Below are 25,572 nucleotides of genomic sequence, written 5' to 3'. Positions count from 1 at the left end.
AGGACACGATCATGGGGCCCGGTGGGAACCGCGGCTGGCTGCTCCGCCTCGTCATCGCCTTCGGCTTCGCGCAGGGGGCGGTGTCGATGGCACGGCCCGCCGTCTCCTACCGGGCCCTCGCGCTGGGCGCGGACGAACGGGCGGTCGGCGTCATCGCCGGTGTGTACGCGCTGCTGCCACTGTTCGCCGCCGTCCCGCTCGGCCGCCGTACCGACCACGGCCGCTGTGCGCCCCTGCTGCCCGTCGGCGTGGTGCTCATCGCCGGCGGCTGCGCGCTCAGCGGCGTCGCCGGCTCCCTGTGGGCGATGGCCCTGTGGAGCGGCGTCATGGGCCTCGGCCACCTCTGCTTCGTCATCGGCGCTCAGTCGCTGGTCGCCCGCCAGTCCGCGCCGCACGAACAGGACCGCAACTTCGGGCACTTCACCATCGGCGCCTCGCTCGGCCAGCTGATCGGCCCCATCGCCGCGGGCGCGTTGATCGGGGGCCCCGACATGGCCGGCAGCAGCGCGCTGGCCCTGGTGGTGGCGGGCGCGGGCGCGGCGGTCGCCTTCACTTCCCTGTGGCGCATAGAGCATCCGAGGACCGCCGGGGCAGGCAAGGAGCGGGGCGCGCGCGTCCCCGTGGGCAGCATCCTGCGGGCCCGGGGTGTCCCGGGGGGCATCCTGATCAGTCTGTCGGTGCTGTCCGCGACCGACATCCTCACCGCCTATCTGCCGGTGGTCGGCGAGCACCGTGGCATCTCCCCGGCCGTGATCGGCGTCCTGCTCAGCCTGCGCGCGGCGGCCACCATCGCCTGCCGGCTCGTGCTGACGCCCCTGCTACGGCTGCTCGGGCGCACCGTGCTGCTCACGGTGACCTGTCTGCTGGCCGCCCTGCTGTGCGCCGGGGTCGCGCTGCCGGTGCCGGTGTGGGCGCTCGCGCTGATGCTGGTCGTGCTCGGCTTCTGCCTCGGCGTCGGCCAGCCGCTGTCCATGACGACGGTCGTCCAGGCCGCCCCCGACGAGGCCCGTTCCACGGCCCTCGCCCTGCGGCTGACCGGCAACCGCCTCGGCCAGGTCGCCGCGCCCGCCGCGGCGGGACTGATCGCGGGCGTCGCGGGCGTCGCCGCACCCTTCGTGATGCTCGGCGCGTTGCTCCTGCTCTCGTCGGGGGTTGCCCTGCGCTCCCCGTCGGCGGGGACGGGCGACCGTCGGCGTGCGGGGATCGGGCAGGATGACACGGACCGGGCCGGCAGCGACCGGCCGTGTCGGGAAGCGAAGGGATGACCGTGATCCTCATCTTTCTGTCCGCAGTCCTCCTCCTGGCCGTAGGCGGCTGTGTCTGCGTCGTGTGGGCGGCCAGGGGCGGCCCGCGCTGGACGCGGGGGGTCTCCAGGGCGACCCTGCTGGCGGGGGAACTGCTCCGTGCGTCGAACCGTCGTTCGCGCGCAGGTGGGAGCGGCAGCGGCAGCAGCGTGGACGGCTGAGGGAACCAGTTCGTCCGCTTTCTCACCAGGTGGACGATGGAGGGGGATCCGGTCCGGCGTCTTCCCCCGGCCGCGCACTGTCCGTTAACTTCCGTGACTCACACGCCCCGTACGACCCGCACGAGGGCGTCCGACCGCGGAACACCAGCGCCCAGTGAGCCCCGGGGGCACCTCCATGACACGCGCCATCTCCCTGCACGACGTGAGCAAGACCTTCGCGCGAGGCGTCCGCGTGGTGGACCGGCTGTCGCTGGACATCGCGCCGGGCGAGTTCCTCGTCCTGCTCGGCCCCTCCGGCTGCGGCAAGTCGACCGTGCTGCGCATGATCGCCGGGCTGGAGGAGGTCACCGAGGGCGAGGTGCTGCTGGACGGCGCGTACGCCAACGACCTGCTCCCCGCCGAGCGGCGGATGGCGATGGTCTTCCAGAACTTCGCGCTGTACCCCAACATGACGACCCGTGGGAACATCGGCTTCCCGCTGCGCGTCGAGGACCCCCAGACAGACCCCGGGCCCCGCGTGGACGCCACCGCACGCATGCTGGGCATCGAGGACCTCCTCGACCGCCTGCCCGCCCAGCTCTCCGGCGGCGAACGCCAGCGCGTCGCCATGGGCCGGGCCATCTCCCGCCACCCCACCGCCTTCCTGATGGACGAGCCGCTGTCCAACCTGGACGCCAAGCTCCGCAACCACCTGCGCGCCGAGATCACCCGGCTGACCCGGGAACTGGGCGTCACCACGATCTACGTCACCCACGACCAGTCCGAGGCCATGTCCCTCGGCGACCGGGTCGCGGTCCTGCGCGGCGGCGTGCTCCAGCAGGTGGACGCCCCGCGCGCCGTGTACGCCCTGCCCCGCAACGTCTTCGTCGCCGCCTTCATCGGCACCCCGCGCATCAACCTGCTGCGCGGGATCGTGCGCGCCCCGCTGGACGGCGCGATGACGATCAGCCTGGGCAAGCAGTTCCTGCGCCTGCCCGAACCGCTCTGCCTGGACCACCAGTTGCTCCGCGTCCAGCAGGGCCGGGAGGTGATCGTGGGCCTGCGCTCGGAGGCCGTCCGGATCGCGAAGCCCGCGTCCGCCCGCCCCGGCGAGGTACTGCTCACCGGCCTGGTCGAGCACGTCGAGTTCCAGGGCCACGAGATCCTCGTCCACCTCAACACCGGGTCGCGGCCCGCCGTCGTGCCCGACCTGGAGGCCCCGCGGCCCGCCACCCGGCCCGTCCGGCGCCGCCGCCGCGACGGCACCGTCCTCGACCGGCTGAGGGAACGGGCGGGCACCCTGCGCGCCGGGCCGGTGGTGGTCATGGACGAAGCGGAGGAGGCGCAGGGGCAAAGCCCCGCCGTCACCGCCCCCGACGGCCGCCTCCCCGGCGACCTGATCGTCCGCACCACCCCCGACATCGACCTGCGCCACGGCATGCAGGTCCCGCTGCTCGTCGACCTCGCCCACCTGTTCGTCTTCGACCAGCACGGCGACCGCATCTGCCCGGCCCCCGCGCGGCTGCCGGACCTGGAGGAGTGAACCCGCCGGGACCGCGTCCCCGGAGAGGGTGAGCCGCGCCACCATCGGGGGAGCCCCTGGTGCCGTAAAACTATCGGCGCTAGTTTGGGGCCGGACGAGAAGCCCGCCCGGAGGGAACCCGATGAAGGCACACGACGGCATGTACATCGACGGGGCCTGGCGGTCCGCCGACGGCCGGGACACGATCGACGTCGTGAACCCGGTCGACGAGCGGGTGATCGGCACGGTCCCCGCCGGTACCGCCCTGGACGTCGACACCGCCGTACGCGCGGCCCGCGCCGCCCTGCCCGGCTGGGCCGCCACCCCGCCCGCCGAGCGCGCCGCCCGCCTGGCCGCCCTGCGGGACGTGCTGGTCGCCCGCAAGGACGAGGTCGCCGAGACGGTCACCGCCGAACTGGGCTCCCCGCTGAAGTTCTCGCAGGCCGTGCACGCCGCCGCCCCGATCGCGGTCGCGGGCTCCTACGCCGAGCTGGCGGCGACGTACGCCTTCGAGGAGAAGGTCGGCAACTCCGTCGTCCACCACGAGCCGGTCGGCGTGGTCGGCGCCATCACCCCCTGGAACTACCCGCTGCACCAGATCGTCGCCAAGGTCGCCCCGGCGCTCGCGGCCGGCTGCACGATCGTGCTCAAGCCCGCCGAGGACACCCCGCTCACCGCGCAGCTCTTCGCCGAGGCGGTGCACGAGGCGGGCCTCCCCGCGGGCGTCTTCAACCTGGTCACCGGCCTCGGCCCGGTCGCCGGCCAGGCCCTCGCCGAGCACCCCGGCGTCGACCTGGTCTCCTTCACCGGCTCGACGGCGGTCGGCCGCCGGATCGGCGCCCTCGCCGGCGCCGCCGTCAAGAACGTCGCCCTCGAACTCGGCGGCAAGTCCGCCAACGTCATCCTGCCCAGCGCCGACCTGGCCAAGGCCGTGAACGTCGGCGTCGCCAACGTCATGTCCAACTCCGGTCAGACGTGCAGCGCCTGGACCCGCATGCTCGTCCACCGCGACCAGTACGACGAGGCGGTGGAGCTGGCCGCCCGGGCCGCCGCCAAGTACGGCGACCGGATCGGCCCGGTCGTCAACGCCAAGCAGCAGGAGCGCGTGCGCGGCTACATCGAGAAGGGCGTCGCCGAGGGCGCGCGGATCGTCGCGGGCGGCGCCGAAGCCCCGCGGGAGCAGGGGTACTACGTCTCCCCGACGGTCCTCGCCGACGTCACCGAGGACATGACGGTCGCCCAGGAGGAGATCTTCGGCCCCGTCCTGTCCGTCCTGCGCTACGAGGACGAGGAGGACGCCCTGCGGATCGCCAACGGCACGGTGTACGGCCTCGCCGGCGCCGTCTGGGCCGGGGACGAGGCCGAGGCGGTCGCCTTCGCGCGGCGGATGGAGACCGGCCAGGTCGACATCAACGGCGGCCGGTTCAACCCGCTGGCGCCCTTCGGCGGCTACAAGCAGTCGGGCGTGGGCCGCGAACTGGGCGCGCACGGCCTCACCGAGTACCTCCAGACCAAGTCCCTCCAGTTCTAGCCCAGGGGAGTTGCCCACGTCATGGCCGTCCGTTCCGCTGTCCGTGCCGCCGTCGTACCCGCCGTAGGCGCCCCGCTGGAGGTCACCGGGATCGAACTCCCCGCACCGGGCCCCGGCCGGGTGCGGGTGCGGCTCGCCGCCGCCGGGGTCTGCCACTCCGACCTGTCCCTGTCCAACGGCACCATGCGCGTGCCGCTCCCCGCGGTCCTCGGCCACGAGGGCGCCGGCACCGTTCTGTCCGTCGGCGAGGACGTCACCCACGTAGCGCCCGGCGACGCCGTGGTCCTCAACTGGGCCCCGTCCTGCGGCGCCTGCCACGCCTGCGCGCTCGGCGAGATCTGGCTGTGCGCGAACGCCCTGGCCGGCGCCGCGCACGTGCACGCCCGCCGTGCCGACGACGGCACCGACCTGCACCCCGGCCTGAACGTCGCCGCGTTCGCCGAGGAGACGGTGGTGGACGCCGGCTGCGTGCTGCCCGCCCCGGACGGCATCCCGCTCACCGACGCGGCGCTGCTCGGCTGCGCCGTCCTCACCGGCTACGGCGCCGTCCACCACTCGGCGAAGGTCCGCGAGGGCGAGACCGTCGCGGTCTTCGGCGCCGGGGGAGTGGGCCTCGCCGCCCTCCAGTCGGCCCGGATCGCGGGCGCGTCGAAGATCGTCGCCGTCGACGTGTCCCCGGAGAAGGAGGAGCTGGCCCGCGCGGTCGGCGCCACCGACTACCTGATCGCCTCCGACGCCACCGCCCGCGAGATCCGCGCCCTCACCGGCAAGCAGGGCGTCGACGTCGCCGTCGAGTGCGTCGGCCGCGCGACCACCATCCGCACCGCCTGGGAATCCACCCGGCGCGGCGGGCGCACCACGGTCGTCGGCATCGGCGGCAAGGACCAGCAGGTCACCTTCAACGCCCTGGAGATTTTCCACTGGGGCCGCACCCTGTCCGGCTGCGTCTACGGCAACGCCGACCCGGCCCGCGACCTCCCCGTCCTCGCGGAACACGTCCGGGCCGGGCGCCTCGACCTCGGCGCCCTGGTCACGGAACGCATCGCGCTGGACGGCATCCCGGCGGCGTTCGAGAACATGCTGGCGGGCAAGGGCGGCCGGGCGCTGGTGGTGTTCTAGGCCGGCCGCACCGCGCCACGCGGTCAGGAGGGCGCCGGGCCCGCCCCGGCGCCCCGTTCGGCGTGCCCGCGCGCGTCGCGCGTCCCTGCGTAGCGCCACGGTCGCGGTGCGACAAACATCCGGCACGACTGTTGACCGCATACCGTCCGGTCAGTACGTTCCCCGAAACGTTTCCCCAACGTCCCCTCCCCACCCCCTCCCCGCCCTTTTCCCCGCGTTCCCCCGCGTTCCCCCACGCCCCACTCCCCTCCGCACTCACCGGAGCGTGCCCGTATGGACACCACCCCCTCCGCTCAGCCCCTGGCCGCCACCGCCCGGGCCGCCGCCCCCAACCGCCGCCGCGTGGCCACCGCCGCGGCCCTCGCGTCGGCCGTCGAGTGGTACGACTACTTCGTCTTCGGCATCGCCGCCGCGCTCGTCCTGGGTGACCTGTACTTCCCGGCCGGCAGCTCCACCGCCGGGGTTCTGGCCGCCTTCGCCACCTTCGCGGTCGGCTTCCTCGCCCGCCCGATCGGCGGCATCGTCGCCGGCCAGCTCGGCGACAAGAAGGGCCGCAAGCCGATGCTGGTCATCGCGCTCACCCTGATGGGCGTGGCCACCACCGGCATCGGCCTGCTGCCCACGTACGAGACCATCGGCGTCGCCGCCCCCGTCCTGCTCGTCCTGCTCCGCATCGTTCAGGGCGTGGCCGTCGGCGCCCAGTGGGGCGGTGCGATGCTGCTGGCCACCGAGTACGCCCCCGAGGGCAAGCGCGGCATCTACGGCAGCGTCGTCCAGCTCGGCGTCCCCATCGGCGTGGTCACGGCCAACACCGTCTTCCTGCTGGCCGGGGCGTTCACCTCCGAGTCGGCCTTCGAGTCCTGGGGCTGGCGGGTGCCGTTCGTGGTCGGCCTGCTCGTCCTGGGGCTCGCCTGGTACATCCACACCCGCGTCGAGGAGACCCCGGAGTTCCGGGAGGCCGAGCGGGCGCTGGCCGAGAAGGAGCAGGGCGAGCAGACCTCCCCGCTGCGCACCATCATGCGGGATCACCTCGGCACGGTCCTGCTGGCCGGCGGCTCCTTCGCCGTGAACACCGCGACGTTCTACATCCTCATCACCGGCGTCCTCGACTACACGACGCGGGAACTGGACATGGACCACGGCGCGGTGCTCGCCGTCTCGCTCTGCGTCAGCCTCACCCAGCTGGTGCTGATCCCGGGCGCCGCCGCCCTGTCCGACAAGTTCGGCCGCATCAGGGTCTACACGGTCGGCGCGGTCGGCATCGCCGTGTGGGCCGTCCCGCTGTTCCTGCTCATCGACACCGGCTCGCTGGTGTGGCTGGCGGTCGGCACCTTCGTCGCCAGCTGCTTCCTCAGCATCATGTACGGCCCCCAGGCCGCCCTCTTCGCCGAACTGTTCACGCCGGAGATGCGCTACACCGGCGCCTCCCTCGGCTACCAGATCGCCGCCGTCGGCGGGGGCGGGCTCGCGCCCTTCGTCATGGTGCTGCTCCTGGAGGCGACGGGTACCTCGATGGCCGTGTCCGGCTACATCATCGCCCTCTCGGTGATCGCCCTGGTGTCCATCAAGGTGCTGGCCGACAGGGCGCGTTCACGCTGACCGCGAAGCGCCCTCGGGCCGCGACCCCACCGGCTCGTCCAAGGTCGCGGCCCGAGCCCGCTTGCGGGACCGCGACACCGCCACACCCGCCAGGCAGAGCGCGCCGCCCGCCAGGGTGAGCAGCCCCGGCACCTCACCGAGCGCCAGCCACGACATCAGGACCACCAGGGCGGGCACGGCGTACGTCGTGGCGCCCATGCGCCCGGCGGTCGTCCGGGCCAGCGCGTACGCCCAGGTCGTGAACGCCAGCGCGGTCGGGAACACGCCCAGGTACACCATGTTCAGCGTCGCCGAGACGGGCGCGTCGGCCGCCTCGTGCACCAGCTGCCCCGTGAACGGCAGGCAGAGCACCGCACCGACCAGGCAGCCGAACGTCGTCACCTGAAGCGCGCTGGCGTGCCCCAGCGCGGGCTTCTGCGCGACCACCCCGCCCGCGTACGCCACCGCGGCCAGCAGACACAGCACCACCCCGAACAGCGAGGAGCCGCCCTCGCCGGACATCGACAGGCCCACGGTCACCGCACCGGCGAACGACACCGCCATCCCCGCCAGCAGCCGCGGCGGCAGCGCGTCCCCGAGCAGGCGGGCGCCGAGCAGCGCGATGAGGATCGGGCCGACGTTCACCACCAGCGCGGCCGTACCGGCGTCCACCTGCTGCTCGCCCCAGTTCAGGACCACCATGTAGAAGCCGAACCACAGCAGCCCCGATATCGCGATCCCCCGCCAGGCCGGGCGGGGCGGCAGCCCTTCCCGCCGCACCAGGCAGATCAGGGCGAGGACCACGGCGCCGGACAGCAGCCGCCCGAGGGCCAGCGCACCCGGCGAGTAGGCCTCGCCGGCGCTGCGGATGGAAACGAAGGCGGAGGCCCACAGGACGACGGTCACGGTGGCCGCGCCGGCCGCGAGCAGCTGCGAGCGGCGGGAGGGGGCGGAGGGGGACGTGCGAGCGGTGCTCATCATGCTCCAGACGTTAGGGCGCGACGGTCTCGTGGTCTCGCGGATTTCGGACGGGGAGGCGCTGCCGCGCGGCTCAGCGCAGCGCCACGGGATCGATGCCCAGCAGTTCGGAGAGCGCGGCCTCGCCCGCCGGTGTGACCTTCACCGCCCGCTCCGAGCCGATGCGCACGCACCAGCCGGTGTCCAGGGCGTGCTTGCACAGGGCCGCGCCCGCCACGCCCGCGAGATGCGGACGGCGTTCGGTCCAGTCGAGGCAGGCCCGCGCCAGCGGACGGCGGCCCGTGGCCGTCAGCGGAATCCCGGCCGCGTCGAACCAGCCGAGCCCCGCGTCGGTGAGCGCGAAACCGGTGTCCTGGCGCAGCAGTCCGCGCCCGGTGAGGGCGTCGGTCACCGAGATGCCCAGCCGCCCGGCGAGATGGTCGTAGCAGGTACGCCCCCGGGCCATCGCCGACCCGGCGCTCGACGCCCGCAGGGTGCGTGGACGCCGGGCGGCGGCCTGCGGCGCGACCTGCGCCGCCAGGTCCTCGACCAGCTGTGCGACCCGCTCGTCGGCCAGCCGCACGTACCGGTGCCGTCCCTGGCGCTCCTCCGTGAGCAGCCCGCCCGCGACGAGCTTGCCCAGGTGCTCGCTCACCGTGGACGCGGCGACGCCCGCGTGCCGGGCCAGCTCACCGGCGGTCCAGGCGCGTCCGTCCAGCAGCGCCAGCAGACAGGCGGCGCGCGTCTCGTCCGCGATCAGCCCGGCCAGCCGCGCGAGGCCGGGCGCCTCGGCGTCCCTCTCGGTCATGCGTCCAGGATGCGCCACGCACGGTTCGGCGGGCGCCGAAGTGTCCTCAGGCGTCCCGCGCCACCTGCGCGTACTGCTGCGTCAGCCCGTCCAGCAGGGCCGTCAGCCCGGTCTCGAAGGCCCGCTCGTCGATCTTCTCCTGCTGCTCGGCCAGGAGGTGGGCCTGCTGGAGGTGCGGGTAGGCGGCGGGGTCGTAGGCGCCGGCGTCGTCGACGAAGCCACCGGCGAAGGAACCGAGCGCGGAGCCCATGATGAAGTACCGCATCAGCGCGCCGATGGAGGTGGCCTGGGCCGGGGGCCAGCCGGCCGCGACCATGGCGCCGTAGACGGCGTCCGCGAGGTGCAGCCCGGCCGGCCGGCGGCCGGGGCCGTGCGCCAGTACGGGGACGATGTTGGGGTGGTCGCGCAGGGCCGCCCGGTAGGAGACGGCCCAGTCGTGCAGCGCGGTCCGCCACTCCCGGCCGTCCTCGAACATCGACAGGTCCACCTGCGCGCTCACCGAGTCGGCGACGGCCTCCAGGATCTCGTCCTTGGTGCGGAAGTGGTTGTAGAGCGAGGGCCCGCTGACGCCCAGTTCCGCGGCGAGCCGGCGGGTGGAGACGGCCGCGAGGCCCTCCGCGTCCACCAGCGCGCGGGCTTTCTCGACGATCCGGTCGGTGCTGAGCAGGGGCTTGCGCGGTCGGGCCATGGCGCACATAGTAGGGCTGCGGCTTTAAACTAGCAGTGCTAATTTAAAAGTCCGACGTTCAAGGACCGTCTTCTGTGGGGTGACTCGGCATGAATCTGGAGCTCAGCGAGGAGCAGAGCGCCGTGCGGCGGCTCGCGCGGGACTTCGTGGAGCGCGAGATCGCCCCGCACGTCGTCGCCTGGGACCGCGCCGAGGAGGTGGACCGGTCCATCGTGAAGAAGCTCGGCGAGGTCGGCTTCCTCGGGCTCACCGTCGACGAGGAGTGCGGCGGCTCCGGCGGCGACCATCTCGCGTACTGCCTGGTGACGGAGGAGCTGGGGCGCGGCGACAGCTCCGTGCGCGGCATCGTGTCCGTCTCCCTCGGCCTGGTCGCCAAGACCATCGCCGCCTGGGGCGACGAGGAGCAGAAGCGGCGCTGGCTGCCGGGGCTCACCTCCGGGGCGTACGTCGGCTGCTTCGGCCTCACCGAGCCCGGCACCGGCTCGGACGCGGGGAACCTCGCCACCCGGGCGGTCCGCGACGGCGACGACTACGTCATCAACGGCACGAAGATGTTCATCACCAACGGCACCTGGGCCGACGTCGTCCTGCTCTTCGCCCGCTCCACCGACGCCCCGGGCCACAAGGGTGTCTCCGCGTTCCTGGTGCCCACCGACACCCCCGGTCTGACCCGGCGCACCATCCACGGCAAGCTCGGGCTGCGCGGCCAGGCCACCGCCGAACTGGTCCTGGAGGACGTCCGGGTCCCGGCCTCCGCGATGCTCGCACCCGAGGGCAGGGGCTTCTCGGTCGCCATGTCCGCGCTCGCCAAGGGGCGGATGTCGGTCGCGGCCGGCTGCGTCGGCATCGCCCAGGCCGCGCTGGACGCGGCCGTGCGGTACGCCGGCGAGCGCGAGCAGTTCGGGAAGACCATCGCCCACCACCAGCTGGTGCAGGAGCTGATCAGCGACATCGCCCTCGACGTGGACGCCGCCCGGCTGCTGACCTGGCGGGTCGCCGACCTGATCGACCGCGGGCAGCCCTTCACCGTCGAGTCCTCCAAGGCCAAGCTGTTCGCCTCGGAGGCGGCCGTGCGCGCCGCCAACAACGCCCTCCAGGTCTTCGGCGGCTACGGCTACATCGACGAGTACCCGGCCGGCAAACTGCTGCGCGACGCCCGCGTGATGACGCTGTACGAGGGCACCAGCCAGATCCAGAAACTGGTCATCGGGCGGGCGCTGACCGGGGTTTCGGCCTTCTGAGGGCCGGGGTTTCTGAGTACCTCGACTGAGTACGGCGGCGGATGTGGCCCGGACCGCATCCGCCGATCCTTGTGCCCATGAGTGACACACCGGTCAAGCAGCAGAACACGGCGGCCTTCTACGGGCAGGCCGTCGCGTCGTTCTCGGTCGCCATGGCCGCCACCGCCATCGGCATCTACCAGCTCCAGGCCGACGCCTGGGTGCGTGCCTTCCTGGCCATCGCCGTCCTGTACCTCGTCACCTCGGCCTTCACGCTGGCCAAGATCATCCGGGACCGTCAGGAGGTGGGGCAGATCGTGAGCCGTGTGGACCAGGCGCGGCTGGACAAGATCCTTGTGGAGCACGACCCGTTCCACAAGCCCGGCGGCCCCTCCGCCGGGCAGCGCGCCTAAGCGCCCGCTCAGTATCGGCGGTATGGTGGTGCTCCTGTCACCGAGAGGGGCGAACAAGCGATGAGTACGGCGGCCGAGACGACGGGCGGCGACATCGAGCCGTGGGAAGAGGTCACGCCTGACGCGGCCCGGCGGCTCCTGGTCGCCGCCGTGGAGGCGTTCGCCGAACGCGGGTACCACGCGACCACGACCCGCGACATCGCCGGGCGGGCCGGCATGAGCCCGGCCGCGCTCTACATCCACTACAAGACCAAGGAAGAGCTGCTGCACCGCATCAGCCGCATCGGTCACACCCGGGCGGTGGCCATCCTGCGCTCCGCGGCCCAGGGTGACGGCAGTGCGACCGAACGGCTCGCCGACGCCGTGAGCTCCTTCGTCCGCTGGCACGCCGGCCGGCGCACGACCGCGCGGGTCGTGCAGTACGAGCTGGACGCGCTCGGCCCCGAGGCCCGGGAGGAGATCCTCACGCTCCGCCGGCAGTGCGACGCCGCGGTGCGCGGCATCATCGACGACGGCGTGGCGACGGGCGAGTTCGACGTGCCGGACGTCAAGGGCACCACGCTCGCCGTGCTGTCGCTCTGCATCGACGTGGCCCGCTGGTTCAACGTGAACGGCGCCCGGACGCCCGACGAGGTCGGCGCGCTCTACGCCGACCTCGTACTGCGGATGGTCGGGGCCGGCGCGTCCGGCTCCGACCGGTCCGCTCAGACGCAGTAGCGGGAGACGGACTCGGCGACGCAGACCGGCTTGTCGCCGCCCTCGCGTTCCACCGTGAAGGCGACGGACACCTGGATCCCGCCCGTCACGTCCTCGACGCCGGTGATCGTCGCCGTGGCACGCAGGCGCGAGCCGACCGGGACGGGGGAGGGGAAGCGGACCTTGTTGGTGCCGTAGTTGACGCCCATCTTCACGCCCTCGACCCTGATCAGCTGCGGACCGAAGAGCGGGAGCAGCGACAGGGTCAGATAGCCGTGCGCGATGGTGGTGCCGAAGGGGCCCGCGGCGGCCTTCTCCGGGTCGACGTGGATCCACTGGTGGTCGCCGGTGGCCTCGGCGAACAGGTCGATCCGCTTCTGGTCGACCTCCAGCCAGTCGGTGTGTCCCAGCTGCTCGCCCACCGCCGCCTTCACCTCGTCGACGGATGTGAAGATCCTCGGCTCTGCCATGCTCCCGGCCTCCCGTGTGACGCGACTCTAAGCGACTGCTTAGCATGGTCGTCCGCGGAGCCCCTGTCAACGGACCGGACGGGTGAGGGGGCGGGTGGGTAGGGTTCGAGGGGTGCCTCAGATTCCCGAGAAGATCCATGAGCTCACCGTCGGCCAGCTCGCCGCGCGCAGTGGCGCCGCCGTCTCCGCCCTGCACTTCTACGAGTCCAAGGGCCTGATCAGCAGTCGCCGTACCTCGGGCAACCAGCGCCGCTTCAGCCGTGACGCCCTGCGCCGTGTCGCCTTCGTACGGGCGGCCCAACGGGTCGGCATCCCCCTCGCCACGATCCGCGAGGCGCTCTCGGAGCTGCCCGAGGGCCGCACCCCCACCCGGGACGACTGGGCCCGCCTCTCGGCGTCCTGGCGCTCCGAACTGGACGAGCGCATCAAGCAGCTCAACCGGTTGCGCGACCACCTCACCGACTGCATCGGCTGCGGCTGCCTGTCCCTCGACACCTGCGTCCTGTCCAACCCGGACGACGCGTTCGGAGAAACCCGAGCGGGTTCCCGCCTCCTGGTGGAACGCAAGTCCCCGCACGCGGCCGGCCGGACCTGCGCCCCGACCCCGACGAACTGCGACTGACCCGCCTCCGACAGACACCCCGCCCGGCCCTGACGCCCGCTTCGGGGCGGCGCTCCGCCGCCCTGGGACCGGCTGATCACCTCGTCCTCCCGGCAGGGCGGGCGACGTCCTGGCGTCGGTGGCCGTGCGAGGCGGCACGCCCGGTCCCGGCGCCCCGGGCTCCGACGGCCCGCGTGCGCCGGGGCGTTCCGTCGCCGCCGGGGCCGCACGGTCATCTCGCGGTTCCGGCGGGGCGGCCGGGCGCGGTGGCACCCCCGTTCCGGCGCGCGCCACTGGTGGCCGGCCGCGGGGGCGGTCCAGCGGCCCGGCCTTGGTGGCCCCGAAGGCGCCGGGTCGACGTGCGGGACCGGCCCCATCGCCGTTGACCCGGCGTGGCGTTCACACCCCGCCCCGCCGTGCCGAGGCCCACTCCTCCAGTCCCGCCCTCACCAGTTCGGCGTTGGAGGCGGCACGGCTGCCGTCCGGCAGGAACAGGGTGTCCTCCAGGCCGATCCGGGTCGGCAGGCCCAGGTGGCCGGCGAGGCGGAGTACCGGCCAGGTGCCCGCGTCCTCGCCGTGCAGCAGGATCGGGCGGCCGTGGGCCGTGCCCAGCGTGGACAGCAGGGCTCGTGCGGTGTCACGCGCGGTCGCCGGGCCGGTGTCCGTGACTTCGGCCAGTACCCGCAACACCCTCGGTGCCAGCGGTGAGCGCAGGAAGCGTGCCGCCCCGTCCGTGCCCGTCCAGATGCCGGCCTCCACGCCCACCCCGCGCTCCAGCAGCGCGGCCGCGGTCTCCTCGGCGCCCGGCTCGTGCCAGTTGACCGACGCGTGGTCGGGCAGCACCGTCCAACTCCGTATCCGCGCCACCCGGGCGGCCGGGTCGGGCTCCGCCCAGGCGCCCGTCGTGACGCCGACCTGAAGCGAGCCCGGCACCCGCGCGCGCACCGCCTCCAGCGTGGCCGCGAGCACGCGCGGCGACAACGTGTCCCGGCCACAGGGTGTCTTCGGGTGGACGTGGACATCCGTCGCCCCGGCGGCGACCGCTCCCGCCACGGAGTCCGCGAGCGCCTCCGGCGACAGCGGCACCACCGCCCCGTCGGCGGCCTCCCGGCCCCCGTTCGCACACAGTTGCACCATCCCCCCATGGTGCCGGGCCCCACTGACAACACCCGTCGGCCGCCGGTCGTCGGGGGGTGCGGCCTCCCCGGCACACCCCCGCGAGTCCGGCTACGCCGACATCAGCAGCCGTCGCCCCCGCCGGGCCTCCGCGAGCGCGTCGGGGGTGAGGACCGGCCGCGGTACGAGGATCCCGCACTCCGCGCAGACGGGCCCCGTCGAGGGTTCGTGGTCGAGGTCGTAGGTCCAGACGAGGCGTTCCCCGTCGCACACCGGGCAGACGGAGCCCGGTTCCCGCTCCAGCGCCGAGATCAGCCGGCGCAGTACTTCCGCCAGCGGCCAGTCGGGATGCACCCGGGGGTCGTCGCACCAGGCGACACCGAAACCGCCCCAGGTCAGCCGGTGCCAGTCGTCCACGCTGCCCGGCCTGCGCAGCCCGTCGTGCTTCTCCTTCCTGCGCCGCTCGGCGAACTCGACCTCATAGGCCAGCCACACGGAACGCGCCTCCTCCAGCTCCTCCAGTGCGGCCACGAGCCGCACCGGGTCGGGGGAGCGGTCCTCGGGACCGAACCCTGCCCTGGAGCAGAGATGGTCCCAGGTAGCCCTGTGCCCATAAGGGGCAAAACGTTCAAGGCACTTGCGCAGCGAATAACGCCGCAGCGCCAGGTCGCACCGTGGATCGCGGACCTGTCTCGCCAGACTTCGGAAACCGGCCATCGCCCTGCACCTCCGTCACACCTGCACCTGTACTCGGGTCACTTCGGCGTCGTCGTACGGACGTCGCCGAATAGACGTATCGACAACCGATTCGGCTCCATCCGATTTCCGATGCCCCCCATCAGCCGATCCACCCACTGGAAAAAAGTGACGCATGTTCATCTTCCAACTCGGGGATACCGGCGGTAACGTCCCGCCACACCCCCGTCGGGAGGAGCTGCCATGCCACGACGCACCCCACGCGACGCCCTCGACAGACTGAGAACTCCCCGCGGCCTCCACGGGTTCCTGAAGGGCGCCTCCGTATGCGCCCTCATCGCCGGTCTCCTGTCGCCGCTTTCCCCGGCGATGGCCGCCGACACGGAATCCGCCGAAGCCACGACGGCCGAAGCGACGGCCCAGGATCACTGCGGAGGGCAGTGTTCCGACATCCTCCCGCCCGGCCAGAACGGCAACGCCACTCTCGCCGAAATCCTCCTCAACCAGGCATTCGGCACCCAGCCCGCCCACGCGGAGGACCAGCTCGGCCCGTACGCCAACCTCGCCACGGGCTACTCCGCCTTCACCAACGACAAGATCGACGACTTCTTCAACGACGCCTCCTTCGGCGTCCCCGCCGGCCAGGTCGCCTCCACCGTCCGTCCCGCCGGCCGCGACGACGTGACCATCGTCCGCGACAAGAAGACCGGGGTGCCGCACATCACCGGCACCACCCGCTACGGCACCGAGTTCGGCGCCGGCTACGCCGCGGCCCAGGACCGGCTGTGGCTGATGGACCTCTTCCGGCACGTCGGACGCGGCCAGTTGACCCCCTTCGCCGGCGGCGCCCCCGCCAACCAGGGCCTGGAACAGCAGTTCTGGCGCAGCGCCCCGTACACCGAGGCAGACCTGGAGGCGCAGATCGAGAGCGCCGCCGCCAAGGCCGGCGAACGCGGCGAGCTGGCCCTGGCCGACGTGGACGCCTACGTCGCCGGCATCAACGCCTACATCGACCGCTCCGACCGCGGCCGCTACTTCCCCGGCGAGTACGTCCTGACCGGCCACAAGAACGCCATCACCAACGCCGGCACCATCGAGCACTTCAAGCGCACCGACCTGATCGCGCTGGCCTCGGTCATCGGTTCCCTCTTCGGCGCCGGAGGCGGCGGCGAGGTCGGCAACGCGCGCTCCCTGCTCGCCGCTCAGGAGAAGTACGGCGTGGCCGAGGGCACCGAGGTCTGGGAGTCCTTCCGCCAGCGCAACGACCCCGAGGCCGTCCTCACCCAGCAGAACGGCAGCTTCCCCTATCTGCCGAGGCCCGACGACCCGCAGGGCCGCGCCCTGCCCGACGCCGGCTCGGTCGAGGCGGAACCGCTGATCTACGACCGCACCGGCAGCGCGGCCACGGCGAACGCGACCGGCGCCTCCACCAAGGCGGCCGACGCGGCGGTGACGTCGGCCCGGCGCGGCATGTCCAACGCCCTCGTCGTCAGCGGCGAACACACCGCCGGCGGCCACCCGGTCGCCGTCTTCGGACCGCAGACCGGCTACTTCGCGCCCCAGCTCCTCATGCTCCAGGAGATCCAGGGCCCGGGCCTGAGCGCCCGCGGCGCCTCCTTCGCGGGCCTGAGCATGTACGTCGAACTCGGCCGCGGCCAGGACTACGCGTGGAGCGCGACCACCTCGGGCCAGGACATCATCGACACCTACGCCGTCGAACTCTGCCAGGACGACTACCACTACCTCTACCGCGGCACCTGCACGGCGATGGAGAAGATCGAGCGCAAGAACGCCTGGAAGCCGACCGTCGCCGACGGCACCAAGGCCGGCTCCTACACGATGCGCGTCTGGCGCACCAAGTACGGCCCGGTCGAACACCGCGCCACCGTCGGCGGCAAGAAGGTCGCCTACACCACCCTGCGCTCCTCCTACCTGCACGAGGCCGACTCGATCATCGGCTTCCAGATGCTCAACGACCCGGACTACCTCGACAGCCCCGAGCGCTTCCGGAGCGCCGTCCAGCACATCAACTACACCTTCAACTGGTTCTACGCCGACTCCGAGCACACCGCGTACTACAACAGCGGCGACAACCCGGTCCGGGCGAACGGTGTCGACGCGGAGTTCCCGGTCTGGGCGCGGCAACCGTACGAGTGGCAGGGCTGGGACCCGGACGGCAACACCGCCCGGTACACCGAGGCGGCCGCCCACCCGCAGTCGGTCGACCAGGACTACTACGTGTCCTGGAACAACAAGCAGGCCAAGGACTACCCGGCCTCCTCCTGGGGCAACGGCTCCGTCCACCGCGGCAACCTTCTCGACGACCGCGTCAAGAAGCTGGTCGCCGAGGGCGGCGTCACCCGGGCCGCACTGGTGCGGGCCATGGCCGAGGCGGGCCTCGCCGACCTGCGGGCCGAGGACGTGCTGCCCGATCTGCTGAAGGTGATCGACTCCGCGCCGGTCACCGACCCGGACGCCCGGACGGCCGTCGACCGGCTCAAGGCCTGGCGCGCGGCGGGCGGCCTGCGCACGGAGACCTCGGCCGGCTCGAAGCAGTACGCCCACGCCGACGCGATCCGCACCCTGGACGCCTGGTGGCCGCTCCTGGTGAAGGCCGAGTTCGAACCCGGCCTCGGCAGCGACCTGTACACCGCCTTCGCCGCCAATCTGCCCGTCGACGAGTCCCCGTCCGCCGCCCACGGCCCCACCGGCGCCCACGCCGGCAGCGCCTTCCAGTACGGCTGGTGGAGCTTTGTCGACAAGGACGTCAGGGCGGTGCTCGGCGAGTCCGTCCGGGGACCGCTCGCGCGGGAGTACTGCGGCGGCGGCGACCTCGCCGCCTGCCGGGACACCCTGGTCGCCACCCTGAAGGAGGCCTCGGGCCGCACGGCCGCCCAGGTCTACCCGGGTGACGACCACTGCTCGGCGGGCGACCAGTGGTGCGCCGACTCGGTCGTCCACCGCACCCTGGGCGGCATCAAACACGGAGGGATCAGCTGGCAGAACCGGCCGACGTACCAGCAGATCGTGGAGTTCACGTCCCACCGGTGACCGGCCGGTCACCGGCTCAGCGGTAGATCAGGTACTGGCGGCGGGTCCTGCGGAACGCCGCCAGTTCCCGCTGCCAGCCGTCCACCACCTCGTCGGTGTCCGCGCCAGCGTCGATCATCGTGCGCACCTGCGTGGACCCGGTGAGCTTGTCGATCCAGTTGTCCGGCCGCCAGGCGAAACCGTCCCAGGTCCGCTTGGCGGTCACCAGGAGGGCGATTCCGGTGCGCACCGGGTCGAAGGCCTCCCGGTCGTGCACGTGCAGCTGGACGCCCCCGACGGTCTTCCCCTGGAACTTGGAGAAGGTCGGCGCGAAGTACGCCTCCCGGAAGCGCACGCCGGGCAGGTCCAGTTCGTTGACGGCGGCGGCCCAGCCGCCGTCGATCCCCTCGGCGCCGAGCAGTTCGAACGGACGGGTGGTGCCGCGCCCCTCGGACAGGTTCGTGCCCTCGAACAGGCAGGTGCCCGAGTAGACCAGGGCCGTCTCCGGCGTCGGCATGTTCGGGCTCGGCGGCACCCACGGCAGCCCCGAGGCGTCGTAGAACTCCGAGCGCCTCCAGCCCGTCATCGTCACCGTCTCCAGCGGCACCGGCGACGGCAGGAACTCGTGGTTGAAGAGGTGCGCCAGCTCGGCGACCGTCATGCCGTGCGCCTGGGAGATCGGCTGACGGCCGACGAAGGTGGCGAACTCCTCGTGCAGGACCGGGCCGAGGGCCGCCCGCCCCGTCACCGGGTTGGGCCGGTCCAGTACGACGAACCGTTTCCCCGCCAGCCTCGCGGCCTCCATGCAGTCGAACAGCGTCCAGATGTACGTGTAGAAGCGCGCCCCGGCGTCCTGGATGTCGAAGACGACGGTGTCCACGCCGGACGCCGTGAAGACGTCCGCGAGCGGCTGCCCGCTCTTGAGGTACGTGTCGTAGACCGGCAGCCCGGTCGCCGGGTCGTCGTAGCGGCCCTCGGAGCCGCCCGCCTGCGCGGTACCGCGGAATCCGTGCTCGGGGCCGAACACGGCGGTGAGGTTCACCCGGTCGTCGGCGTGCATGACGTCGACGATGTGGCGGACGTCCCGGGTGATGCCGGTCGGATTGGTGACCACGCCGGCCTTCTGGCCGTCGAGCACGGCGTAGCCGTCGTCGGCGAGGCGCTCGAAGCCGGTGCGCAGCCGGCGGCCGCCGTGGCCCCCGGGGGCCGCCTGGGCCGGGCCGGCGGCCGCCGCCGTGGTTCCGGCCGCCGCCGCGGCCGTCGTGGCGAGCAGATTCCGTCTGGACAGCGTCATGCGGTGACCTCCGTGATCGCGGCGGGTGTCATGTGCACGCACGCTAACCCGCACCGTGGGTCGCACGGAATGGAGTAGACCGCGCTGAGCCCCTTCCGTCGTACATACCGACTGGTTAGTCTGACGCTGCAACGGGGAGTCAGCAGTGCCCGAGCCGCGTCGAAGGAGACCGATCGTGGAAGCCGTGCAGGATGCCGGAGTCGTCGTCACCGGGGCTGGAGGCGGCATCGGGGCCGCGCTGGCCCGCCGCTTCGCCGCCGAGGGCGCCCGCGTCGTCGTCAACGACCTTGACGCCGACCGGGCCAGGGCCGTGGCCGACGAGATCGGCGGGATCGCGGTGCCCGGTGACGCCTCCGCGATCGTCGGCGAGGCCCGTGCGGCGCTGGGTGGCACGGTCGACGTGTACTGCGCCAACGCGGGCGTCGGCTCCGGAGGGACCGAGGCGGCCGAGGAGGCCGTCTGGGCGCTCGCCTGGGACGTCAACGTGATGGCCCACGTCCGCGCGGCCCACGAACTGATCCCGGACTGGCTGGAGCGCGGCAGTGGCCGTTTCGTCTCCACCGTGTCGGCCGCCGGACTGCTCACCATGATCGGCGCCGCCCCCTACAGCGTCACCAAGCACGGCGCCTACGCCTTCGCCGAGTGGCTGTCCCTGACGTACCGCCACCGCGGGATCAAGGTCCACGCCATCTGCCCGCAGGGCGTGCGCACCGACATGCTCACCGCGAGCGGCAGCGCGGGCGAACTGGTGCTCCAGCCCACCGCGATCGAGCCGCAGGACGTGGCCGACGCCCTCTTCAAGGGCATCGAGGAGGACCGCTTCCTGATCCTGCCGCACCCGGAGGTCGCCGAGTACTACCAGGCCCGCGCCGCCGAACCCGACCGCTGGCTGCACGGCATGAACCGGCTCCAGCGGCAGTGGGAGGAGGGGAACGCCCGATGACCGGCTCCCCCTACGCGGCCAAGCCCTGGCTCGGCCTGCTCACCGATGCCCAGAAGGCACCGCTCGACCCCGACGCCTCCCTGGTGCACGCCCTGCGCAGGGTCGCCGCCGAGACTCCCGACCGCGTCTTCCTCGCCTACTTCGACGGCCGCCTCACCTACCGCGAGGTGGACCGGCTGAGCGACTCCGTCGCCGGGCACCTCGCCGCGCGCGGTCTGGAACGCGGCGACCGGGCCGCGGTCGTGCTGCAGAACTCCCCGCACTTCGTGCTCGCCGTCCTGGGCGCCTGGAAGGCGGGCGCCATCGTGGTGCCGGTCAACCCGATGTACAAGTCGGGGGAGGTCGGCCACGTCCTGCGGGACGCCGAGGTGTCCGCGCTGGTCTGCTCCGACCGGGCCTGGGAGTCGTACCTGCGCGACACGGCGTCCGGCTCGCCGGTGCGGATCGTGCTCACGGGGTGCGAGCTGGACTTCCAGACCCGCGGGGACGCGCGCGTGCTGACCTTCGAGCGGCTGCCGGACACCGACGACGCCGACGACCTCACGGCCGCGGCCCGCGCCGGCCACCCGGCGCCCGAGGGACGCGACCCGGCGCCGGACGGCACCGCGCTCATCAGCTACACCTCGGGCACCAGCGGCACCCCCAAGGGCGCCACCAACACCCACCGCAACATCATGTACAACGCGGAGCGCCAGCGCACCGGGCTCGGCCTGCCCGACGCGCCGGTCTACTTCGCGCTGGCGCCGCTGTTCCACATCACCGGCATGGTCTGCGAGTTCGGCGCCTGTCTGAACAGCGCGGGCACGCTGGTGCTGGCGTACCGCTTCGAGCCGGGCGTCGTGCTGGACGCGTTCGCCGAGCACCGCCCGCACTACACGGTCGGCCCGTCCACCGCCTTCATGGCGCTGGCCGCCCAGCCGTCCGTCACCCGCGAGCACTTCGCCTCCTTCGTCAACATCTCCTCCGGCGGTGCCCCGCTGCCGCCGGCCCTGGTGGAGAAGTTCCGCGCGGGCTTCGGGCCGTACATCCGCAACGGCTACGGACTCACCGAGTGCACCGCGCCGTGCGCCTCGGTCCCGCCGCACCTGGAGGCCCCGGTGGACCCCGCCTCCGGGACCCTCGCGGTCGGCGTGCCGGGCCCCGAGACCGTCGTCCGCATCGTCGACGAGCTGGGCGCCGAGGTGCCCCTCGGGGAGCAGGGCGAGATCGTCGTCGGCGGGCCGCAGGTCGTCCCCGGCTACTGGCGGCGCCCGGACGCCACCGCCGAGACCTTCCCCGGCGGCGAGCTGCGCACCGGTGACATCGGCTTCATGGACGCTCAGGGGTGGCTCTACGTCGTCGACCGCAAGAAGGACATGATCAACGCCTCCGGGTTCAAGGTCTGGCCGCGTGAGGTCGAGGACGTGCTCTACACCCATCCGGCGGTGCGCGAGGCCGCCGTCGTCGGCGTGCCCGACGGGTACCGGGGAGAGACGGTCAAGGCGTACATCAGCCTCCGTCCGGGTGCCGACACGGCCCCGGACGCACTCGCCGCCTATTGCGAGGAGAGACTGGCCGCCTACAAATACCCGCGTCAGGTGGAGATCCTGCCCGACCTGCCGAAGACGGCGAGTGGGAAGATCCTCCGTCGGGAACTGCGTTCCCGTAAGCACGACGACGGACAGTGAAGACGGACAGTTGAACGGAAAGGCAGGTGACGGCAGTGCCCAGGACCACGGACGGGGACGGCACTCCGGTGCCGCAGCGGCTCCTGGCCGCCGCCACCCGGCTCTTCGCGGAGCAGGGCTACGACCGCACCTCGGTACAGGAGATCGTGGAGGCGGCGGGCGTCACCAAGGGAGCGCTGTACCACTACTTCGGTTCCAAGGACGACCTCCTGCACGAGGTCTACGCGCGCGTGCTGCGCCTCCAGCAGGAGCGCCTCGACGCCTTCGCGGAATCCGACGAGCCGGTCGAGAAGCGGGTGCGGGAAGCGGCGGCCGACGTCGTCGTCACCACCATCGACAACCTCGACGACGCGTCGATCTTCTTCCGCTCCATGCACCAGCTGAGCCCCGAGAAGAACAAGCAGGTGCGGGCCGAGCGGCGCCGCTACCACGAGCGCTTCCGCGCGCTCATCGAGGAGGGCCAGCGGGCCGGGGTCTTCACCAAGGAGACCCCGGCGGACCTGGTGGTGGACTACCACTTCGGTTCCGTCCACCACCTGTCCACCTGGTACCGCCCCGACGGCCCGCTGGGCCCGCAGGAGGTCGCCGACCACCTCGCGGACCTGCTGCTGCGGGCACTGCGCCCGTGAGGTGACGGCCCCGGGTTCCGGGGGCCGTCACCTCGCCCGGTCGGCCTCGTTCAGAGGTACTTCTTGATCTCCCGGCGGGCCAGCGAGCGCTGGTGCACCTCGTCCGGCCCGTCGGCGATCATCAGCGTCCTGGCGCCCGCGTACAGCTCCGCCAGCGGGAAGTCCTGGCTCACGCCGCCCGCGCCGTGCAACTGGATGGCCCGGTCGATGATGTCGACCACCGCGCGCGGCGTGGCGATCTTGATGGCCTGGATCTCGGTGTGCGCGCCCCGGTTGCCGACGGTGTCCATCAGCCAGGCGGTCTTCAGCACCAGCAGCCGCAACTGCTCGACGGTGACCCGGGCGTCGGCGATCCAGTTGTGGACCACGCCCTGCTGGGCCAGCGCCTTGCCGAACGCCTCGCGGGACACCGCGCGGCGGCACATCAGCTCGATCGCGCGCTCGGCCATCCCGATGAGCCGCATGCAGTGGTGGATGCGGCCGGGACCGAGGCGGGCCTGGGCGATGGCGAAGCCGCCGCCCTCCTCACCGATCAGGTTCGACACCGGCACGCGCGCGTGGTCGAAGGTCACCTCGGCGTGGCCGCCGTGGTAGTGGTCCTCGTAGCCGAAGACCTGCATGGCGCGGTCGACGGTCACCCCGGGCGTGTCGCGCGGGACCAGGACCATGGACTGCTGGCGGCGGATGTCCGCGCCGTCCGGGTCGGTCTTGCCCATCACGATGAAGATCTGGCAGTCCGGGTTCATCGCCCCGGAGATGTACCACTTGCGGCCCGTGATGACGTACTCGTCGCCGTCCCGCTCGATGTGCGTGGTGATGTTCGTGGCGTCCGAGGAGGCCACGTCCGGCTCGGTCATCGCGAACGCGGAACGGATCTCGCCGGCCAGCAGGGGCTGGAGCCACTGCTTCTTCTGCGCCTCGTCGGCGAACTGGGCCAGCACCTCCATGTTCCCGGTGTCCGGGGCCGCGCAGTTCGTCGCCGTGGGCGCCAGCTGCGGGCTGCGGCCGGTGATCTCGGCGAGCGGGGCGTACTGGAGGTTGGTCAGGCCCGCGCCGTACTCGGCGTCGGGGAGGAAGAGGTTCCACAGCCCCTGGCGGCGGGCCTCGGCCTTCAGGTCCTCCACGACCTGCGGGGTGTCCCAGGGGGAAGCGAGGCGGGCGCGCTGCTCGTGGGCGACCTGCTCGGCGGGGTGGACGTGCTCGTCCAAGAAGGCGAGCAGCCTGGCGCGGAGTTCCTCGGTGCGTGCGTCGTACGCGAAGTCCATGGCGGGTCAGCCCTTCTGAAGGGTGGTCAGGCCGTGCTCGATGAATACGGGGACGAGGTCGCCGATGCGGTCGAAGCCGGGGCCGACCGTGCGGCCCAGCGTGTAGCGGTAGTGGATGCCCTCCAGGATCACGGCGAGCTTGAACCACGCGAACGCCGTGTACCAGGCGACGGCGCCCACGTCGCGGCCCGAGCGGTCGGCGTACCGCTGGACCAGCTCGGCGGGGGCGGGGTGGCCGGGGGCCTGGGCCGTGGTGGAGACGGGGGAGTCCGGCATGCCGAGCGGGCTGCTGTACATCACCAGCAGGCCGAGGTCGGTGAGCGGGTCGCCGAGGGTCGACATCTCCCAGTCGAGGATCGCGTTGATCTCGTCGTTCTCGCCGCCGATCAGGACGTTGTCCAGGCGGTAGTCGCCGTGGACGACCGTCGGGGCGGGGGAGCGGGGGAGTTCCCGTCCGAGCGTGGCGTGCAGTTCGTCGATGCCGGTCAGGTCGCGGTTGCGCGAGGCGTCGAGCTGCTTGGCCCAGCGGCGGAGCTGGCGGTCCAGGAACCCCTCCGGGCGGCCGAAGTCCCCGAGGCCGACCTCGGCGGGGTCCACCGCGTGCAGCTCGACGAGGGTGTCGACGAGGTTCAGCACGGCGGCGCGGGTGCGCTCGGGGCCGAGGGGGGCGAGCTGGTCGGCGGTGCGGTACGGGGTGCCCTCGACGAACTCCATGACGTAGAAGGGCGCCCCGACGACGTCCTCGTCCTCGCAGAGGAGCAGGGGGCGGGGGACCGGTACGTTCGTGGGGTGCAGGGCGCTGATGACGCGGTGCTCGCGCTTCATGTCGTGCGCGGTGGCGAGGACGTGGCCGAGCGGGGGGCGTCTGACGACCCAGCGGGCGGTGCCGTCCGTGACGGCGTAGGTGAGGTTCGAGCGTCCGCCCTCGATCAGCCGGCCGGACAGCGGGCCGGTCACCAGGCCGGGCCGCTCGCGGTCGAGCAGCTCGCGCAACCGGTCGAGATCGAGTCCGGGCGGGTGGTCGGGGGTCATCGTCGCTCCCTGCGGCAGGTGAACAGTACGCATCTCATGATGCCGACCGGTCGGTATGCCGTCCAGTGGGCGGGCGGAACGTGATCGGTGCCTCAGAGGACGAGGAGCGCGCCGCAGACGGCGATGGCGACCGTGCACAGGGCTGCCGCCGTCGCGTGCGGTGGCGTGAGGGCCCGGGGGCGGTTCGTCGAGGCGAGGGTGGTGATGCGGCCGTGGGCGATGCCAAGGAAGGCCAGCCACAGGGCGCAGCACAGGGTGGCGGCCAGGACGGACGAGGGTGTCGCGCCGCCGTGCAGCGCGGTCTTCGCGGCGAGCACGGCGACGACGGTGCCGGAGAGGGTGGTGCGGCGCCAGGCCAGCCGGGTGCGCTCGGGCTGGAGCCCGGGGTCGCGGTCCGTGCTCACCGGTCAGCTCTCCCAGCCGACGAGGACCACGACGACCATGGCCACGGCGACGACCGCGACGACCAGGCTGAGCAGGGCCGGGAAGCGGGAGGCGGGGAGGTCCTCGCCGCGGCGCATGGCGCGTTCGCAGCGCACCCAGTGGTTCACGGCGCGCAGCGAGCACAGCACACCGGAGGCGAGCAGCGCGAGCGCGAGGCCGACGCGCCAGCCCCAGCGGAGGTCGGGCAGGAACTGGTCCACCGCGAAACCGCCGCCGATCAGGGCCATGGCGGTGCGCAGCCAGGCCAGGAAGGTGCGCTCGTTCGCGAGCGAGAAGCGGTAGTCGGGCGTACGGCCCTCTCGCTTGACCTCCTCGGGCGCGAACCAGAGCCGGGCGTTCCGCACGAATTCGATCACGTGGGGACCCTATCGGGCCGGATGCCCGCGGCGGCCGGCGGCGGCCCGCGTCA

Annotated in this window: 24 protein-coding genes; 13 read left to right on the top strand and 11 right to left on the bottom strand. The window is 72.7% G+C overall.

What is annotated here, in order from left to right; genetic code table 11:
- Window positions 1-11 precede the first annotated feature (11 nt).
- From OIE75_RS07825 to OIE75_RS07805, 5 genes are all read left to right on the top strand, one after another.
- Window positions 12-1,265, top strand: a complete 1,254-nt coding sequence (locus tag OIE75_RS07825) for an MFS transporter (protein ID WP_329470095.1) — start codon at window positions 12-14, stop codon at window positions 1,263-1,265.
- A gap of 375 nt (window positions 1,266-1,640) precedes the next feature.
- Window positions 1,641-2,987, top strand: a complete 1,347-nt coding sequence (locus OIE75_RS07820) for an ABC transporter ATP-binding protein (RefSeq protein ID WP_329470094.1) — start codon at window positions 1,641-1,643, stop codon at window positions 2,985-2,987.
- A gap of 121 nt (window positions 2,988-3,108) precedes the next feature.
- Window positions 3,109-4,497, top strand: a complete 1,389-nt coding sequence (locus OIE75_RS07815) for an aldehyde dehydrogenase family protein (RefSeq protein ID WP_329470093.1) — start codon at window positions 3,109-3,111, stop codon at window positions 4,495-4,497.
- A gap of 21 nt (window positions 4,498-4,518) precedes the next feature.
- Entirely contained in the window at window positions 4,519-5,616 is a 1,098-nt protein-coding gene (locus OIE75_RS07810) for a Zn-dependent alcohol dehydrogenase (protein ID WP_329470092.1), read from the top strand.
- A gap of 273 nt (window positions 5,617-5,889) precedes the next feature.
- Window positions 5,890-7,215, top strand: a complete 1,326-nt coding sequence (locus tag OIE75_RS07805; protein ID WP_329470091.1) for an MFS transporter — start codon at window positions 5,890-5,892, stop codon at window positions 7,213-7,215.
- Here the strand turns inward: OIE75_RS07805 and OIE75_RS07800 are convergent.
- From OIE75_RS07800 to OIE75_RS07790, 3 genes are all read right to left on the bottom strand, one after another.
- On the bottom strand, window positions 7,207-8,175 hold the full coding sequence (locus OIE75_RS07800) for a DMT family transporter (RefSeq protein WP_329470089.1): 969 nt from the start codon (window positions 8,173-8,175) through the stop codon (window positions 7,207-7,209). The two genes, OIE75_RS07805 and OIE75_RS07800, sit on opposite strands and share 9 nt — an antisense overlap.
- Before the next feature lie 70 nt (window positions 8,176-8,245).
- Entirely contained in the window at window positions 8,246-8,959 is a 714-nt protein-coding gene (locus OIE75_RS07795; protein WP_307010818.1) for an ArsR/SmtB family transcription factor, read from the bottom strand.
- Window positions 8,960-9,005: 46 nt separating this feature from the next.
- Window positions 9,006-9,647, bottom strand: coding sequence for a TetR/AcrR family transcriptional regulator (locus tag OIE75_RS07790; protein ID WP_307010816.1), 642 nt, complete (start codon window positions 9,645-9,647; stop codon window positions 9,006-9,008).
- Between the two features lie 89 nt (window positions 9,648-9,736).
- Between OIE75_RS07790 and OIE75_RS07785 the strand changes: the two genes are divergently transcribed.
- From OIE75_RS07785 to OIE75_RS07775, 3 genes are all read left to right on the top strand, one after another.
- Entirely contained in the window at window positions 9,737-10,888 is a 1,152-nt protein-coding gene (locus OIE75_RS07785) for an acyl-CoA dehydrogenase family protein (RefSeq protein ID WP_329470088.1), read from the top strand.
- A 77-nt stretch (window positions 10,889-10,965) separates the two neighbouring features.
- Window positions 10,966-11,280 carry a YiaA/YiaB family inner membrane protein gene (locus tag OIE75_RS07780; protein WP_125495536.1) on the top strand — a complete coding sequence of 105 codons (315 nt, stop codon included), beginning with the start codon at window positions 10,966-10,968 and terminating at the stop codon, window positions 11,278-11,280.
- 60 nt (window positions 11,281-11,340) lie between these two features.
- Window positions 11,341-11,997, top strand: coding sequence for a TetR/AcrR family transcriptional regulator (locus OIE75_RS07775; protein ID WP_329470084.1), 657 nt, complete (start codon window positions 11,341-11,343; stop codon window positions 11,995-11,997).
- Here OIE75_RS07775 and OIE75_RS07770 read toward each other — a convergent pair.
- Window positions 11,985-12,446, bottom strand: coding sequence for a MaoC family dehydratase (locus OIE75_RS07770; RefSeq protein WP_329470083.1), 462 nt, complete (start codon window positions 12,444-12,446; stop codon window positions 11,985-11,987). The two genes, OIE75_RS07775 and OIE75_RS07770, sit on opposite strands and share 13 nt — an antisense overlap.
- A 112-nt stretch (window positions 12,447-12,558) precedes the next feature.
- Between OIE75_RS07770 and soxR the strand changes: the two genes are divergently transcribed.
- Window positions 12,559-13,068: a redox-sensitive transcriptional activator SoxR gene (gene soxR, locus OIE75_RS07765; protein WP_307010808.1), complete on the top strand. Its 510-nt coding sequence runs from the start codon at window positions 12,559-12,561 to the stop codon at window positions 13,066-13,068.
- A 378-nt stretch (window positions 13,069-13,446) separates the two neighbouring features.
- On the opposite strand, the gene OIE75_RS07760 is transcribed toward soxR, so the two are convergent.
- Together OIE75_RS07760 and OIE75_RS07755 are read right to left on the bottom strand one after the other, a co-directional pair.
- Window positions 13,447-14,184: a 3-keto-5-aminohexanoate cleavage protein gene (locus OIE75_RS07760; protein ID WP_329470081.1), complete on the bottom strand. Its 738-nt coding sequence runs from the start codon at window positions 14,182-14,184 to the stop codon at window positions 13,447-13,449.
- Window positions 14,185-14,274: 90 nt separating this feature from the next.
- Window positions 14,275-14,880, bottom strand: coding sequence for a hypothetical protein (locus OIE75_RS07755; RefSeq protein ID WP_234960815.1), 606 nt, complete (start codon window positions 14,878-14,880; stop codon window positions 14,275-14,277).
- A 222-nt stretch (window positions 14,881-15,102) separates the two neighbouring features.
- On the opposite strand from OIE75_RS07755, the gene OIE75_RS07750 reads away from it, so the two are divergent.
- Window positions 15,103-17,910 (top strand): penicillin acylase family protein, encoded by a 2,808-nt coding sequence (locus tag OIE75_RS07750; protein WP_329470080.1) that lies wholly within the window; start codon window positions 15,103-15,105, stop codon window positions 17,908-17,910.
- A 16-nt stretch (window positions 17,911-17,926) separates the two neighbouring features.
- On the opposite strand, the gene OIE75_RS07745 is transcribed toward OIE75_RS07750, so the two are convergent.
- Window positions 17,927-19,183: an exo-beta-N-acetylmuramidase NamZ family protein gene (locus tag OIE75_RS07745; RefSeq protein ID WP_329470079.1), complete on the bottom strand. Its 1,257-nt coding sequence runs from the start codon at window positions 19,181-19,183 to the stop codon at window positions 17,927-17,929.
- 172 nt (window positions 19,184-19,355) lie between these two features.
- On the opposite strand from OIE75_RS07745, the gene OIE75_RS07740 reads away from it, so the two are divergent.
- From OIE75_RS07740 to OIE75_RS07730, 3 genes are read left to right on the top strand one after another with little or no spacing between them, the layout of a single operon-like run.
- Window positions 19,356-20,126 (top strand): SDR family oxidoreductase, encoded by a 771-nt coding sequence (locus tag OIE75_RS07740; protein WP_329473949.1) that lies wholly within the window; start codon window positions 19,356-19,358, stop codon window positions 20,124-20,126.
- A complete protein-coding gene (locus OIE75_RS07735; RefSeq protein WP_329470078.1) occupies window positions 20,123-21,793 on the top strand; it encodes a class I adenylate-forming enzyme family protein in 1,671 nt (556 codons plus the stop codon). Before OIE75_RS07740 ends, OIE75_RS07735 begins: the two co-directional genes overlap by 4 nt.
- 35 nt (window positions 21,794-21,828) lie before the next feature.
- Entirely contained in the window at window positions 21,829-22,422 is a 594-nt protein-coding gene (locus OIE75_RS07730) for a TetR/AcrR family transcriptional regulator (protein ID WP_122617354.1), read from the top strand.
- A 50-nt stretch (window positions 22,423-22,472) separates the two neighbouring features.
- Here the strand turns inward: OIE75_RS07730 and OIE75_RS07725 are convergent, their stop codons facing one another.
- The 4 genes from OIE75_RS07725 to OIE75_RS07710 all read right to left on the bottom strand — a co-directional run bounded on the left by OIE75_RS07725 (window position 22,473) and on the right by OIE75_RS07710 (window position 25,519).
- A complete protein-coding gene (locus OIE75_RS07725) occupies window positions 22,473-23,687 on the bottom strand; it encodes an acyl-CoA dehydrogenase (protein ID WP_329470076.1) in 1,215 nt (404 codons plus the stop codon).
- A 6-nt stretch (window positions 23,688-23,693) separates the two neighbouring features.
- Window positions 23,694-24,719: a phosphotransferase family protein gene (locus tag OIE75_RS07720; RefSeq protein ID WP_307010797.1), complete on the bottom strand. Its 1,026-nt coding sequence runs from the start codon at window positions 24,717-24,719 to the stop codon at window positions 23,694-23,696.
- A 92-nt stretch (window positions 24,720-24,811) separates the two neighbouring features.
- Window positions 24,812-25,123, bottom strand: coding sequence for a DUF202 domain-containing protein (locus OIE75_RS07715; protein WP_122617351.1), 312 nt, complete (start codon window positions 25,121-25,123; stop codon window positions 24,812-24,814).
- A gap of 3 nt (window positions 25,124-25,126) precedes the next feature.
- Window positions 25,127-25,519 carry a YidH family protein gene (locus OIE75_RS07710; RefSeq protein ID WP_307010795.1) on the bottom strand — a complete coding sequence of 131 codons (393 nt, stop codon included), beginning with the start codon at window positions 25,517-25,519 and terminating at the stop codon, window positions 25,127-25,129.
- Window positions 25,520-25,572: the final 53 nt, after the last annotated feature.

It is taken from the genome of Streptomyces sp. NBC_01723, from assembly GCF_036246005.1.
Classification (GTDB): Bacteria; Actinomycetota; Actinomycetes; order Streptomycetales; family Streptomycetaceae; genus Streptomyces.
Note: the sequence above shows the minus strand (reverse complement) of the source record. Positions and strands in the feature narration are given on the sequence as shown.

What these genes read in the sequence shown, in the direction of transcription:
- OIE75_RS07825 (WP_329470095.1), top strand. Translation starts at nt 12, where the DNA reads ATGGGGCCCGGTGGGAACCGCGGCTGGCTGCTCCGCCTCGTCATCGCC.
- OIE75_RS07820 (WP_329470094.1), top strand. Translation starts at nt 1,641, where the DNA reads ATGACACGCGCCATCTCCCTGCACGACGTGAGCAAGACCTTCGCGCGA.
- OIE75_RS07815 (WP_329470093.1), top strand. Translation starts at nt 3,109, where the DNA reads ATGAAGGCACACGACGGCATGTACATCGACGGGGCCTGGCGGTCCGCC.
- OIE75_RS07810 (WP_329470092.1), top strand. Translation starts at nt 4,519, where the DNA reads ATGGCCGTCCGTTCCGCTGTCCGTGCCGCCGTCGTACCCGCCGTAGGC.
- OIE75_RS07805 (WP_329470091.1), top strand. Translation starts at nt 5,890, where the DNA reads ATGGACACCACCCCCTCCGCTCAGCCCCTGGCCGCCACCGCCCGGGCC.
- OIE75_RS07800 (WP_329470089.1), bottom strand. Translation starts at nt 8,175, where the DNA reads ATGATGAGCACCGCTCGCACGTCCCCCTCCGCCCCCTCCCGCCGCTCG.
- OIE75_RS07795 (WP_307010818.1), bottom strand. Translation starts at nt 8,959, where the DNA reads ATGACCGAGAGGGACGCCGAGGCGCCCGGCCTCGCGCGGCTGGCCGGG.
- OIE75_RS07790 (WP_307010816.1), bottom strand. Translation starts at nt 9,647, where the DNA reads ATGGCCCGACCGCGCAAGCCCCTGCTCAGCACCGACCGGATCGTCGAG.
- OIE75_RS07785 (WP_329470088.1), top strand. Translation starts at nt 9,737, where the DNA reads ATGAATCTGGAGCTCAGCGAGGAGCAGAGCGCCGTGCGGCGGCTCGCG.
- OIE75_RS07780 (WP_125495536.1), top strand. Translation starts at nt 10,966, where the DNA reads ATGAGTGACACACCGGTCAAGCAGCAGAACACGGCGGCCTTCTACGGG.
- OIE75_RS07775 (WP_329470084.1), top strand. Translation starts at nt 11,341, where the DNA reads ATGAGTACGGCGGCCGAGACGACGGGCGGCGACATCGAGCCGTGGGAA.
- OIE75_RS07770 (WP_329470083.1), bottom strand. Translation starts at nt 12,446, where the DNA reads ATGGCAGAGCCGAGGATCTTCACATCCGTCGACGAGGTGAAGGCGGCG.
- OIE75_RS07760 (WP_329470081.1), bottom strand. Translation starts at nt 14,184, where the DNA reads ATGGTGCAACTGTGTGCGAACGGGGGCCGGGAGGCCGCCGACGGGGCG.
- OIE75_RS07755 (WP_234960815.1), bottom strand. Translation starts at nt 14,880, where the DNA reads ATGGCCGGTTTCCGAAGTCTGGCGAGACAGGTCCGCGATCCACGGTGC.
- OIE75_RS07750 (WP_329470080.1), top strand. Translation starts at nt 15,103, where the DNA reads ATGCCACGACGCACCCCACGCGACGCCCTCGACAGACTGAGAACTCCC.
- OIE75_RS07745 (WP_329470079.1), bottom strand. Translation starts at nt 19,183, where the DNA reads ATGACGCTGTCCAGACGGAATCTGCTCGCCACGACGGCCGCGGCGGCG.
- OIE75_RS07735 (WP_329470078.1), top strand. Translation starts at nt 20,123, where the DNA reads ATGACCGGCTCCCCCTACGCGGCCAAGCCCTGGCTCGGCCTGCTCACC.
- OIE75_RS07725 (WP_329470076.1), bottom strand. Translation starts at nt 23,687, where the DNA reads ATGGACTTCGCGTACGACGCACGCACCGAGGAACTCCGCGCCAGGCTG.
- OIE75_RS07720 (WP_307010797.1), bottom strand. Translation starts at nt 24,719, where the DNA reads ATGACCCCCGACCACCCGCCCGGACTCGATCTCGACCGGTTGCGCGAG.